This window comes from Corynebacterium silvaticum, assembly GCF_004382825.2.
GTDB lineage: Bacteria > Actinomycetota > Actinomycetes > Mycobacteriales > Mycobacteriaceae > Corynebacterium > Corynebacterium silvaticum.
In genome coordinates, this window is sequence record NZ_SDQO02000002.1 from 81,054 (window position 1) to 94,140 (window position 13,087).

General features: G+C 54.6%; 7 protein-coding genes and 4 pseudogenes. 7 read left to right on the forward strand and 4 right to left on the reverse strand.

Annotated elements, in window-relative coordinates; all coding sequences use genetic code 11:
* Nucleotides 1-170 precede the first annotated feature (170 nt).
* The 4 genes and pseudogenes from ET810_RS04455 to ET810_RS04470 form a co-directional block, all read right to left on the reverse strand.
* Entirely contained in the window at nt 171-350 is a 180-nt protein-coding gene (locus tag ET810_RS04455; protein WP_013912656.1) for a YegP family protein, read from the reverse strand.
* Nucleotides 351-510: 160 nt separating this feature from the next.
* Nucleotides 511-1,616 (reverse strand): annotated as a pseudogene (locus tag ET810_RS13130) (DUF4272 domain-containing protein).
* Between the two features lie 100 nt (nt 1,617-1,716).
* Nucleotides 1,717-2,627, reverse strand: a pseudogene (locus ET810_RS13135) (DUF4862 family protein).
* 162 nt (nt 2,628-2,789) lie between these two features.
* The gene (locus tag ET810_RS04470; protein ID WP_087454776.1) at nt 2,790-4,097 is read right to left on the reverse strand and encodes a dicarboxylate/amino acid:cation symporter; all 1,308 of its coding nucleotides are present in this window, start codon (nt 4,095-4,097) and stop codon (nt 2,790-2,792) included.
* A gap of 859 nt (nt 4,098-4,956) precedes the next feature.
* On the opposite strand from ET810_RS04470, the pseudogene ET810_RS04475 reads away from it, so the two are divergent.
* The 7 genes and pseudogenes from ET810_RS04475 (at nt 4,957) to trpCF (ending at nt 13,087) form a co-directional block, all read left to right on the forward strand.
* A pseudogene (locus ET810_RS04475) lies at nt 4,957-5,840 on the forward strand (phytoene/squalene synthase family protein).
* A 56-nt stretch (nt 5,841-5,896) separates the two neighbouring features.
* A pseudogene (crtI, locus tag ET810_RS04480) lies at nt 5,897-7,527 on the forward strand (phytoene desaturase family protein).
* A 52-nt stretch (nt 7,528-7,579) separates the two neighbouring features.
* The gene (locus tag ET810_RS04485) at nt 7,580-8,053 is read left to right on the forward strand and encodes an SdpI family protein (RefSeq protein ID WP_087454959.1); all 474 of its coding nucleotides are present in this window, start codon (nt 7,580-7,582) and stop codon (nt 8,051-8,053) included.
* Nucleotides 8,054-8,265: 212 nt separating this feature from the next.
* Nucleotides 8,266-9,885 carry an anthranilate synthase component 1 gene (locus tag ET810_RS04490; RefSeq protein WP_087454778.1) on the forward strand — a complete coding sequence of 540 codons (1,620 nt, stop codon included), beginning with the start codon at nt 8,266-8,268 and terminating at the stop codon, nt 9,883-9,885.
* Complete coding sequence (locus tag ET810_RS04495; protein ID WP_087454779.1) at nt 9,882-10,529, forward strand: anthranilate synthase component II; 648 nt, start codon at nt 9,882-9,884, stop codon at nt 10,527-10,529. Before ET810_RS04490 ends, ET810_RS04495 begins: the two co-directional genes overlap by 4 nt.
* 52 nt (nt 10,530-10,581) lie before the next feature.
* Nucleotides 10,582-11,607, forward strand: a complete 1,026-nt coding sequence (trpD, locus tag ET810_RS04500) for an anthranilate phosphoribosyltransferase (RefSeq protein ID WP_087454780.1) — start codon at nt 10,582-10,584, stop codon at nt 11,605-11,607.
* Nucleotides 11,597-13,087: a bifunctional indole-3-glycerol-phosphate synthase TrpC/phosphoribosylanthranilate isomerase TrpF gene (trpCF, locus tag ET810_RS04505; protein WP_134316117.1), complete on the forward strand. Its 1,491-nt coding sequence runs from the start codon at nt 11,597-11,599 to the stop codon at nt 13,085-13,087. Before trpD ends, trpCF begins: the two co-directional genes overlap by 11 nt.

Genomic DNA, 13,087 nt, shown 5'->3' on the forward strand with positions numbered 1-13,087 from the left:
AGCAAGACCATAAACGCTGCCGCGATTCCGGCAGGTCATGCGAGTTATACTCGCGTTTTAATTCACATAACAAAGGCCTCGCTGTAGTTCACAACCGTACACGAGGCCTTCGGAGTTCTTTCCGCTACTGTGATCCACTGGGTATGCCCAGGTGGGACAACACATTAAGGCTAGGTCAGATCCTTCAGCTTTGCCCCTGCGGCGGCACGCTGTACAGCTTCCGTACCCTTGATGGCGCTCGCCTTAGACTCGTATGCCTCGCCACTGGCAACGATCTCACCGTTTCCAGCCTTCAAGCGAAAGCGGAATTTACCGGCCCTGTCTTCATAAACTTCGAATGTTCCAGCCATGGGGTCATCCTTTCATTGTGCGCAAGGTGCGAATGATTGAATTGTCCCACGCTAGGGCATATAAGAAACCCTTCTCAGCAAAAGACTACCTTTCATTTATCCTTTATAAAACCAGGTAGTCCCCAATATAAGAAATTAATCTCTTCCCCATATCTAAAAGTTAACTCAAGCGATTGGAACGCTCGACTAGCTCATCCCACGACGCATAGGGGAGGGTGAGCCACGTAAAGGCCAGCGCCCGCATCCGCACTGTTGCCACTTGCGATTCTCCCAAAAGCTCACCTTCTACGCTGCCACCATCCGCCAGAACCTCGCGTTGCGCCAGGGCAAGCTGGTCCAAGGTGCTGATGTATTCATGCGCCGTGCAGATCTCGTCCAGAGTCCGATAGCTCGCCACCCGATATAACCCCTCAGGAGAACGAGCCAGGAGTCGCTTAGGCACAAACAAAGCCTTGGGATTAACCAGGTTAACGGGGTGCGCATGGGCAGTTCCAATGCGATCCTGGGGAATATCTTCATCGCCAAGCAACCCCACACACCACGCCAGAGTTTCCACCACGATCGCCTGATCCAGAACCTCCGCCACTGCCATCATTCCTGAGCGCCGCTGCTCTCTATCAAGTGGAGCAATGCGAGAAAAAGCTCACAAAGCCGCTGCTCGGAATCGGTGAGCGTGACCAACGCTAAATCATAACGTTCAGCCATTGCCTGTACGTCGGGATTCTTTCCTCGCCACAACTCCCGTGCGATATCTACGAGTACGGCAAGGCACACCATGCGATCGACAACGTCGCTAGCTGCCGGTAGCAACATTTCTGTCACGTCTGGCACGGGCATGGCAGTGGAATCTACTAGGAACCCCTGTTGAGACAACGTTTTTCGGATAGATTGCGCACGATCTAATGCGCGGGTGTTAAGGATTGCCGCAGGGGCCTCCCCGGCGAGGATGTTGCGGCGGTGGACGTCGTAAAGCTCCCCCTGCTCATCCAAGAACAACACGCTTGCCCCGGCCGCCCATGATTCGGCATTGTCGGGGAAATCCTCAAAATCATAACGAGTAAGGCTCCGCCCCAACTGGCTCATATAGCGCCGCATGGCAAAAGGATCGATGGCCGGGTCGTCCGCAATGCGTTGATTGAGATTGCCCGCCGCGCTAAGAAACTCCTCACGCAATGCCCGCGACTCCGGGGTTCCTGCATAAAGCGGACGCGGTTCAGGCCCGCCAGGCAGGGGAGTGTTCTGCGCAGAATAAGCAATGAATTTCATAAGTTCCTCAGAGGCAGGGCGATAACGCACGGGGACATTGACAACACAAGGATTCTAGCCACTGTCCGCCACTTGCCGCTGCCGCGAGAAACGAACGCGGCTATAGCCCCATAGTCGCTTTTGTTCGCTCCAGGATATCCAGACGCTCAGAGACGCTGCTTGTGGGCGGAACCTGCACCTTGACCCCATAGTAGGAAGCATGGCCTCGCGCTGCTTACACGCATTCAATAACCCGCTCGGGGGTCAACCAGGAAATCGGCTCAGCCTCCACTAGTGGCAGGTGAGTATCTGCCCAACCGGGGCCATAAACGCTATCTTCACTGCCAGCACCTGAGATCATCACGCCCCCAAGCACTCCAGCAGCAACAAGCTTTTCGACGTGCTCACGTGGCCGTCCAGCATCTCGGCTTTCAATGACGCTACGCCCCCAGTTCACCGTCACCGTGAGCCCCAGCTCCTGGGCAACGCGAGCCTCTGCCTCAATATCCAAGAAACGCTTCTCTCCGGGATACTCCGGCACATACGCATCACAGTGCTCGATCACCAGATCCAGCCCTAGCCCGCGATCCTTGAGTTCTCCGCCAGCGACTGGGCAAACATGCCCTCTTGGGCAGTCACAGAAGGTGCGGAATGCACGTGAAGCTTGGATATGGTTCGTTGGCCAGTGAGATCATTGAGCTGATGTGCTTTCTCTACGGCTAGCAGCACATGGTCGATAGCGGCTTGCCTCCCTTCAGAATCAGAAGAGCCAAGTCCAAAAGTAGGGGAGGAGCCGAGACGTTGCATGGTCCCTGGAATCAACGTGAGAACTGAATCTTCAAACCTATGGGCAAAATGTTCCGTCTGCCACTCAATGGGATCAAAGAGGTCATCACGGAAAGGAATTTCCAGAGCATCTGCGATTCCACGCTCCGCCAGTCCTGCGTAAAACCACTCTTGTTCTTGTCTCGCGGAGGGCACTGCTGCATAGGCGCCGACCAAGAAGCGACGCACGGTTTCCTCTATTGCCATACCCATATTTTAGTCCACAAACCCAAGACGTAGGACGTCTGATGTCATTTTTTTAGAGATGATCACCACACTCGACTGCCACGCCACAACACACACTAAGGGGGCTGCACCAACCACACGCGGTTGGTGCAGCCCCCTTATCGAGCAGGAGACATGACATGTCTAATTCTTCTGAGCGGAATCCACTCCAGACGCAGATACATTATTGGCTGCGACATCATCTGTTGACTCTTTGGCGTCGATACCTGCGATAGCTGCAGCAAGGCCAAGGTCATCAGCATCGTCCAGATCGTGGCGAGAAATAGATCCCTTTGCAAACTTATCCACCACCATCGCAATAGCGCCATCGCCCGTGACGTTGCAGGCGGTACCAAAGGAATCGATAGCGATATAAGCAGCGATCATGAGCGCCACCTGATCGTCGTTAAAGCCAAGGCTTGAGGACAAGAGGCCAACAGCAGCCATGATTGCGCCGCCGGGAACGCCCGGTGCGGCAACCATCGTAACGCCCAACATCAAAATGAATCCGAGTGCGGTTGCCAAAGGAATATCCATGCCATCCATGAACATGATGGCAAACGCAAACAAGGTAATTTTCATCATCGAACCGGACAGGTGGATCGTCGCGCACAGCGGAATCACAAAGCCCGCCACGGACTTGCTCACACCATTCTTCAGAGCGGACTCATAGGTCACAGGGATCGTCGCAGCAGAAGACGAAGTTCCCAGAGCCGTAAAGTAGGCCGGCATCATGTTCTTGAGGGAGCTCAGCGGATTCTTGCCTGCAACGGCACCAGCAAAGAGGAACTGCAAAACAAGAAGCACAAAGCTCATAAAGATCGCCAGAACCAAGACCTTGGCAAAGGCGGTAAGAACATCGGCAAGGTTTCCGTTCATTCCCAGGGAGAGGAACATGCCAAAGATGTAAATAGGCAGCAACGGGACAATAAAGGAGGAAATAACCTTCATCACCACACGGCGCAGATCCGCAACACCAGAATAAAGCGTGTCGGACTTAACCGTAGTCATAGCCACACCCACCACAAAGGCAAGAATCAAGGCGGTCATCACAGCCATCGGGGCAGGCATATCCACACTGATATAAGGAGTCAAAGCACCTTCCTCAATGTCAGATGCGTGGACATTTTGCTGTCCTGCCAAAAGCTTCGGATAAATCGAATTAGCTACAGCCCAGGAAATCAGCCCAGAGACCAGTGCAGAACAATAAGCAATTCCAGTTGTAATCGCCAGCCACTTACCCGCACCCCGGCCAAGGCCCGCGATGGCGGGAGTAATGAGTGAGAAGATAAGAACCGGAATGAAGAAGCCCAAGAAGTTTCCGAAGAGACCATTGAAGGTTACAAAAATTCGGGCTAACCCATCAGGAAAGAAAAAGCTGCACACAATGCCCAGGATGATCGCCACGATGATCCTGAACAGCAGCGAGGAAGAAAGACGCTTTATGTTCATTAGTTTGCCTACACTATGGAAGGAGGTACGAGGGACATACTGTTCCCTGCGCGACTGGCGTGTCGCCTGGGTTGTGAACTAACTTACGCGGTTACCAATGGAATTCATATTTTCCATGGATCTCATATATCGGGATTTTCCCTCGACGTTCCGGCTGGAAAATATGCACAAGCCCACGACCTGCCCCTTCTATGCGAATCCCCTCAAAAACCCACATTGGGCCAGCTGGCATTTTCCGATTTTTCACCATGTTTCACATGAAACATGGCCTTGTATCGCCCCTAGAAGAGGGAATGGGAAGCCTTTGGAAAGTTTTACAATGTCCAGCGCAACTGGTTATGTCGCGTGACCCAATTTCATCCGTCAAGGCACGTGCCAGACATACTGGACGATACGCCGAGCATACGCGTCAGACATGTGGACCAAACACGCACCAGGAAAGCCTATCGGGTTCACATATGTGACAAGAAAGCGCCATACCTTTGCTGTACATTTTAAAAAGAGCCCAAACAGAAAACCGGAGTTAGCGCTTTATAGGAAGGAGCCATTCATGTCTCGTTGGCCCCTCCGTAAAAATCATCGCCACCCAAAGTCGCATAGATTTCCGCTACTTCCACCACTCTCAGGAGGTTCAAGAGCAGAAACCCCAGAGGCTCTTACACCCCGACGCGCCCGAGGGTCGGCCCTGGCGGCAGCTTTTCGCGCACTCACAACACTGGCGAGACTCCGAGGGAGAAAGTCAGGGGAGAGGGGGCTCACGGCGTCCCGTAACCTTCTCCGTGCAGAGTCCGGAGAAAATTTCAATGAGGGGATTTCGGTTACAGCTCCAGCAACAACGTCGCTCGAAAACTTTGATCGCATGTCTATCAGGGCTGCCGAAAAAGTCATCACGTCTTATTCCACCAGCTTCTCTTTTGCCACCCATATCCTCGAACCGGAGCTACGCACTGACATCCGAAATCTCTATGCCATGGTGCGCACTGCAGATGAGATAGTCGACGGCACTGCCCGCGCCGCTGGACTTACCACTTCCCAGACCGCAGAGCTTCTCGCAGACTACGAGCGTGAGGTACTTCTAGCCCCCACGTAGATCCTGTTATGCACGCCTACGCCATCTCGGCTCGTCGATGTCAGTTTAAAGAAGAACACGTGCGCGCCTTTTTCGCTTCCATGCGTAGAGACATCAGCAGCGTTAACTACAATGCCGACGAGGATTACCGCAGCTACATCTATGGCTCCGCTGAGGTTATTGGCCTCATGTGTTTATCCGCGTTCCTAGTACAACGTCCCAGTTCTCCTCATCGAGGAGCAGACCAACGCGCACATCACTATTCCCAGAAAGACCTCGACATCATGAGCGAGGGCGCGCGTGCTCTAGGTGCAGCATTTCAAAAGGTAAATTTTCTCCGCGATTGGCAAGAGGATGCGACCCAGTTGGGACGGCACTATTTCCCCGGCGCCCCTCGCCGTCTCACCGACTCTTTCAAGCGCACAATCATCGCAGATATCCGCACCGACCTAGCCGCAGCGCTTCGTGCCATACCGCTCTTGCCGGGTTCCGCCCCAGTGGGAGTAGCAGCAGCTGCAGAATTATTCGCCGAGCTGACCAACATCCTCGACACAATGAGCGCAGCTGAGATCATGGAGAAACGTGCTAGTGTTCCTATCTCCACAAAGGCAAGAATCATGGCTCGTGCGCTTATCAAAGCCAGAAAGTTTCATCCGCTGACGCATGGCCGCTAGCACATGTACGTCTTGCTGTGTGAGAGGATCCCACCACTTGATTGGAACAGACAATGATGCCGATTACGCCTCCTAAGAAAGCCATTGTTATCGGGGCAGGTGCCGCAGGACTAGCCACCGCCGCTTTATTGTCGTGCGAGGGCTACGAGGTCACAGTGGTGGAGAAAAACGAGGAGATCGGAGGGCGTGCTGGGAATCTCTGCTACAAAGGTTTCCGTTGGGACACCGGCCCGTCGTGGTACCTCATGCCCGATGCCTTTGAACATTTCTTCGCTCTGCTCGGTAGCACGGTTAAACAGGAGTATAGCCTCGAAGATGTACAGCCCGCGTATCGACTTTTTGCAGAAACACACCCCGCACAGGCCGCCGAGCGTATCGACGTCCCCAGCGACCCCACCGCCCTAGCCAACTATTTTGAATCGGTAGAGCCCGGCGCGGGAGAGGCGCTTTATCAGTATCTTGCCAGTGCAAGCGCCACCTACCGCATCGCTGTGGAGCGATTTCTTTATACCAATTTCACGTCTCTTGGACCCTTGTTACACCGGGACGTTCTTGGCCGCCTCCGCGTCTTGATCACACTGCTCACACGGTCTCTCCACACGATGGTGAACAAGCGTTTCCAGGACCACCGGTTAAGGCAAATTTTGTCTTATCCTGCCGTCTTTCTTTCCTCTCGCCCAGAGGAAACGCCATCAATGTATCACCTCATGAGTCATACCGACATAGTCCAAGGAGTGCGGTATCCGACTAAGGGATTCACTGGTGTCATAGAGGCGATATACCGCCACGCGCTCACAAGAAATGCTCGTTTTCTTTTTGATACTGCCGTTTTAGAGATCACTACCAGCAACATGAGCCGTGATCTGCGCAAACGGGAAAACTCGCCCATGCCACTGGAGTGGTGATTCGGCACAGTGATGGTTCAAAAGAACATCTTCACGCAGACATTGTGGTTTCCTGTGCGGATCTACACCACACTGAGACGCAGCTTTTACCGCAGCACCTCCGCAGTTATAACTCCGACTATTTTTCTCGTCGCAACCCCGGTGTAGGCACGGTGGTGGTCTTAGCGGGGGTCAGGGGATCATTACCGCAGCTTAAGCATCATAATCTGTTTTTTAGCAAAGACTGGGCAATTGACTTTGATGCTGTGTTCCGCACCGATACCCAGAGCGTGGCCTCGGAATCTATCTATGTGTCCAAGCCCTCCCACACAGACGCACACGTTGCGCCGCCGGGTCACGAGAATCTTTTTATTTTGATTCCCGTCTCAGCGCAGCTAGCTATTGGGCATGGCAACGCCTATGGGCATGCCAAGTCTGAATCGGTACGCGCTATTGCCGAACACGCCATCGAATCCATTGCGCATAAGGCTGGCATCCCCGATTTATCCTCGCGCATCGTTGTGAGCAAAACGATTGGCCCAGCCGATTTTGCAGATCGTTACCATGCATGGCTCGGGGGCTCCATCGGGCCAGCGCATACGCTCAGGCAGTCCGCCTTCTTCCGAGGCCGCAATGTGTCTCGGAAGGTAAAAAATCTGTACTATGCGGGCGCAACTACTGTCCCTGGGGTAGGTATCCCAATGTGCCTTATTTCGGCAGAAAATGTGATTAAGCGACTGCGGGGCGATACCAGCCCCGGCCCACTGCCGGAGCCGCTCAATCCACGCCGAACTTCGATATAAAAGCACCCACAGCCATTTAGCTGATAAGCAAACCCGGACTACAGTGATCGGCATGACTGTCGTCGGCACGCTTTTGGCTATCGTAACTATTGCTCTTATCACCATCGGCGCCTTGGCATGGGCTCGCCGCCTCCACGGAAACTCCTATGTGGGAATCCGGGTGCCTGAGGTGCGTAAATCTCAGGAGCTGTGGACCACCGCGCATCACGTCGCTGGCCCTTTGTGGGTCGTCGGTGGCATTGCTGTTGGAATCGCTGCATCATTGTGTTTTGCCCCCTCCGGGTGGTTGCATCTGATGTCCATCGTTGCGGTGCTCGCGGGCATAGTGTTTGTGAGCATTGGCGCTAATGTGGGGGCGCGCGCCGCATCGCTTCTCGACGCCCAAGCGGACGTCACAGCGGCTTCAGAGTCCACGTGCTGCAGTGCCGGGGGAGCTGAGGAGGCGAATGATGAGGGGCAAGCGTCGACAAGCTTTACCCCCGATCTGGAAGCATTACGACGTGCAGCGCAGGCCTCCGATAACTGATTGATCTTGCGCGCATTCGCACTCATGCGTATGGTTCAGGTGTATGAAGAACATGAATGCACACTGGTGGTGTGGCTCGCATAGCGGCGAGCTACATGATTGTGCATCCCACAGCTCGCTTGAAAACTCCCAAGCGGGCTTTTTTGTATCCATAGGCTCCAGCCAGATGGCCCGCAGCGGGGGAGAATCCACCCAACACATGCAAAGGCACTATGGCTACTACAGAAACCACTTTTCACGTTGATAGGCGATCGGTCCGATACCACGAGGACGCCGCCGCGCTTTTTGCAGCGCTAGGAGGAACAACCGCCTCCGATTCCGCGCTGCTGGAATCTGCTGATGTGGAATCCAAGAAGAATACGATGTGCATTGCGACCCTCACCGGTGCGGTGCGCGTTACCTGCGTCGGGCAAACGGTCACAGTAACCCCGTTGACCCCCACTGGCCACAGCATCACGGATCGCTTGTGCAGGCAACTTGCAGACCACTTAGCAGAACGACGCATCAACGGGGAGGCGCTCTTTGCATTCACCAGGTCTCAAGAACTTAACGAGCGCGAGCGCTTAACTGCTATGAGCAACGCCGAGGTGCTGCGCAAACTCCAACTGGCGGCTGGCTACAACGGAAAAGAATTGCCCATCCTCTCCGGTGGTTTTGCCTTTGATTACCTAGAAACCTTTGAGGTGCTACCGGAGGTTCGGCCGGGGGAGAATACCTATCCGGATTATCAGTTCCTAGTGGCGGAGACTCTGCTGGTTATCGATCACCTTAATCATGAGGCCTTTATCGAGGCTGTGGGTATTGATGCAGAAGAACTAACCAGCAGGCTTAACCACCTTGCGGAGAAAATTTCTTCTGATATACTCGCGCTGGAGATGGCCACAACGACGCCAGGTACGCCGTCAGAGGTCCTGCACGTGCATACCAGTATGAGCGATCCCCAATTTTGCACGCATGTAGAAGAACTCAAAAAGAGCATTCATAGCGGGGACGTCTACCAGGTGGTACCGGCGCGATCATTCTCTGCCGCATGCGATAACGCCTACGCGGCGTATCTCCAGCTTCGTGCATCTAACCCAAGTCCGTATATGTTCTACGTACGAGGACAGATAACACCAAACAATATTGCACACAATGATAATGAAATCCCTTCCGAGACCTATGAAATCATCGGAGCCTCACCCGAATCCAATTTAAAGTTCGACGCAGCAACACGCAACGTCCAGCTATACCCCATCGCAGGCACCAGACCCCGGGGACTTAACCCCGACGGCAGCGTCAATCACGAGCTAGATGTCCGCGCCGAGCTGGACATGCGTACCAACGCCAAAGAGATCGCCGAACACACCATGCTCGTTGATCTTGCGCGCAATGACCTAGCCCGAGTAGCGGTACCAGCCACAAGAAAAGTGTCTGACCTCCTGAGCGTGGATAGATACTCCCGGGTAATGCATCTTGTCAGTAGAGTGAGCGCCACACTACATCCCGATTTTGATGCTATCGACGCCTACCGCGCCTGCATGAACATGGGAACACTCAGCGGGTCACCTAAATTGCGTGCAATGGAATTGCTTCGCGGTACCGAACGTACCCGGAGAGGATCCTATGGGGGAGCGATTGGTTATCTGCGTGGCGACGGCACAATGGACACCTGCATCGTTATTCGATCCGCTTTTATCCATAACGGCGTCGCCGTGGTTCAAGCAGGAGCCGGAGTAGTGCGAGATTCCATACCCCAGGCGGAAGCTGATGAAACCTTGCACAAAGCATACGCAGTACTCAATGCTCTCGCGATGGCACAGAACGCAACCCCTAAGGTGAACCGCTCATGAACCCTACCAACACCCATGTAGTACTCCTTGATAACCACGATTCCTTTGTATATAACCTGGTCGACGCTTTTGCCGTTGCTGGCTATCGCTGCACCGTCTTTCGCAACTCCGTAGAGGTAAAAGAGATTCTGGCAGCCAAGCCGGACATTATCTGCCTTTCTCCCGGCCCCGGCCACCCACGGGATGCGGGCTGCATGATGGAGCTCATCGATCACGCATTGGGACGCATCCCGATCCTCGGCATTTGTCTAGGTTTTCAAGCACTCCTAGAGCACTTCGGGGGAGACGTTCGCAGATGTGGACCTGTTCACGGAATTACAGATCTCATGCAGCTCAACGAGCATGGTCTGCACAGTTCACTATTCCGCGGCCTAACCGTTGATGGCGATCCTGGTTCCCGGGAGGGCCAGCGCGTTCCCGTCGCCCGGTATCACTCCCTTGGGTGCACAGAAACCCCGAAGGAATTGACGGCGCTAGGAACCTGTCCCTCTGTCATCGGCCCAGTGATCATGGCGGCCGAGGCCCGCGAGCATGCCGCGGTGGGGTTGCAGTTTCACCCAGAGTCAATCCTAAGTCCTTCCGGGCCGATCATTTTGCAACGCTGCATCGACCATCTATCTCAGCAGAGAGACCACACCCCATAAATAACGTCACGTGACGTTATTCTTAGGTACAAAATATACATTAGGACATACCATGACCAGTGAAAGCACAAAGAAAAAACTTATCGCCTATCTCGACAACCCCAACCCAACGGTTGAGGAAGCTATCGAGGTTTTTACCCCTCTCACAATTGGCGACTACGACGATGTGCACATCGCAGCACTCCTAGCCACCATACGCACTCGCGGTGAAACCTACGCAGACATCGCGGGCGCCGCACATGCTTTTCTCGCCGCAGGACGACCTTTCCCCATCACAGGTTCCGGCTTAATGGACACCGCAGGCACCGGCGGCGACGGCGCAAATACCATCAACGTAACCACGGCAGCCTCGCTTGTAGCAGCTTCTGGGGGAGTGCGGATGATCAAATGCGGCAACCGTTCAGTCTCTTCCAAGTCGGGATCAGCCGATGTTCTAGAAGCTCTCAATATCCCACTAGACCTAGACCCCGACCGCGCAGTCCGACAATTCAAAGCCTCCAATTTCACATTCCTCTTCGCACCGGCCTACAACCCGGCAGTCGCCCACGTACAGCCTGTCCGAAAAGCCCTCAGAGTTCCCACTCTTTTTAACGTCTTAGGTCCATTGCTTTCCCCGGCGCGCCCCGAATTTCAGCTCATGGGCATTGCCAATCCGGCACTTGGCCCCATCATCGCTCAGGTCTTCCGCGACCTGGGTCGCACCCATGCACTAGTGGTTCATGGCTCCGGAATCGATGAAGTCGCCGTGCACGGGCCCACCACCATATGGGAACTCAATCACGGCACGATCACCAGCTATGAGGTCACCCCTGAAGAACTAGGAATCCAGCGCCATAGTCTCGCTGACTTAGCAGGCGGCGACGGCACGGAAAATGCTGCACTGATGCGCGCCACTTTTGCCGGGGAAGGCGCTGCGGCTCATCGAGATGCTGTCGCAGCTACCGCCGGTGCAATTTTTTATACTGCAAATCTGGTGGACTCTCTGCGCGAAGGAACAGATAAAGCCAAAAAGCTCATCGAAGACGGTCACGTTCAACAATGGCTCGCAACCCACGAGGAGGCCAACTATGCGCAATAACACAGCGTCAATACCCACAGTCTTAGAAGAAATTGTTCACGCCCGCCGATCACATCTTCAAGAGATTCGTGCCCGCATTTCGCATGTAGATCCACTCCGGTTGCCGAGGTCCACAAAATCCCTTTTCCAGGCGCTTGGTGGCTCCGCGAGCGGGGGAGTGGCGCCGCTTCGGCAAGCATATTCCGGTAGCTCCGCGAGGGCACCGCACTTCATTATGGAGTGCAAATCCGCATCACCGTCATTAGGGGAAATTCGATCTGATTATTCCCCGGGAGATATTGCGCGGATTTATTCTCGCTACGCTTCCGCGATTTCCGTTCTTTGCGAACCTGACAAATTTAACGGCGACTACGACCACCTGGCCACCGTCGCAGCGTCGACACACCTGCCGGTCTTATGCAAGGACTTCATCATCGACCCCGTGCAGGTGCACGCTGCACGCTACTTTGGCGCGGACGCGATCCTACTCATGCTTAGCGTGCTTGACGACGCCACCTACACCTCACTTTCCTATGAGGCCGAGCGCCTCGGGCTAGACGTCCTCACCGAAGTAATCAACGAGGATGAGGTAAAAAGAGCCATTCGCCTTGGCGCAAAGATTTTTGGCGTCAATCACCGCAACTTGCACGACCTCAGTATCGACCTTTCTCGTTCCTCACAACTAGAAGCCCTCGTTCCAGAAAATGCTGTACTCGTGTCAGAATCCGGCATTCGGACAAACGAGACGGTGCGTCAATTGGCCGGTCATTCCGATGCTTTCCTTGTAGGCTCACAACTCACCGGCCATAACGACGTTGACTCCGCCGCACGTTCGCTCGTTTTTGGAACCAACAAGGTGTGCGGTCTCACCACCGCTTCCGCGGCACACGCTGCACGCGCAGCCGGCGCAACACACGGAGGATTGATATTTGAAGACTCCAGTCCTCGCAATGTTTCACGTGAAACCGCCGAAAAAATCATTGCAGCAGAGCCGCCTCTGCACTACGTTGCGGTAAGCAGACGCACGCAAGACTGGACGGAAATACTCCTTCCAGGCATTAAGACCCTCCAGATCCATGCCCCATATCAAGGGTCCATCGCGGGGGAGAAGGAGCTTCTTAACAAAGCCCGCCTGGAACTCCACAAGGCGGGAAGGGAAGACGTTGCCATCTGGCGCGCCGTATCCATGACAGCTCCCGAAGGGCCCGAGACTGCCATGGCACTCATGGATGACGTAGATATGGCGCTTCTCGACGCCGGCACCGGCGGCACCGGAACATCCTTCCATTGGGAAGAGATTCCCCAAGGCGTGCTCCCCAAGGCAATCCTGGCCGGGGGCCTTAACCCTGACAACCTTCCCGAGGCATTAGCAAGGGGGTGCGCCGGCCTAGACCTTAACTCCGGCGTCGAGTACCCAACCGATGCCGGAACCTGGGCGGGGCTAAAAGATTCGGGGGCATTACTCCGAGCTTTCTCCACCATCCGAGGGTTTCATTACTAA

Excerpts from the sequence above, each read along its gene's own strand:
- ET810_RS04455 (WP_013912656.1), bottom strand. The coding sequence starts at position 350 with ATGGCTGGAACATTCGAAGTTTATGAAGACAGGGCCGGTAAATTCCGC.
- ET810_RS04470 (WP_087454776.1), bottom strand. The coding sequence starts at position 4,097 with ATGAACATAAAGCGTCTTTCTTCCTCGCTGCTGTTCAGGATCATCGTG.
- ET810_RS04485 (WP_087454959.1), top strand. The coding sequence starts at position 7,580 with ATGACTGTCGTCGGCACGCTTTTGGCTATCGTAACTATTGCTCTTATC.
- ET810_RS04490 (WP_087454778.1), top strand. The coding sequence starts at position 8,266 with ATGGCTACTACAGAAACCACTTTTCACGTTGATAGGCGATCGGTCCGA.
- ET810_RS04495 (WP_087454779.1), top strand. The coding sequence starts at position 9,882 with ATGAACCCTACCAACACCCATGTAGTACTCCTTGATAACCACGATTCC.
- trpD (WP_087454780.1), top strand. The coding sequence starts at position 10,582 with ATGACCAGTGAAAGCACAAAGAAAAAACTTATCGCCTATCTCGACAAC.
- trpCF (WP_134316117.1), top strand. The coding sequence starts at position 11,597 with ATGCGCAATAACACAGCGTCAATACCCACAGTCTTAGAAGAAATTGTT.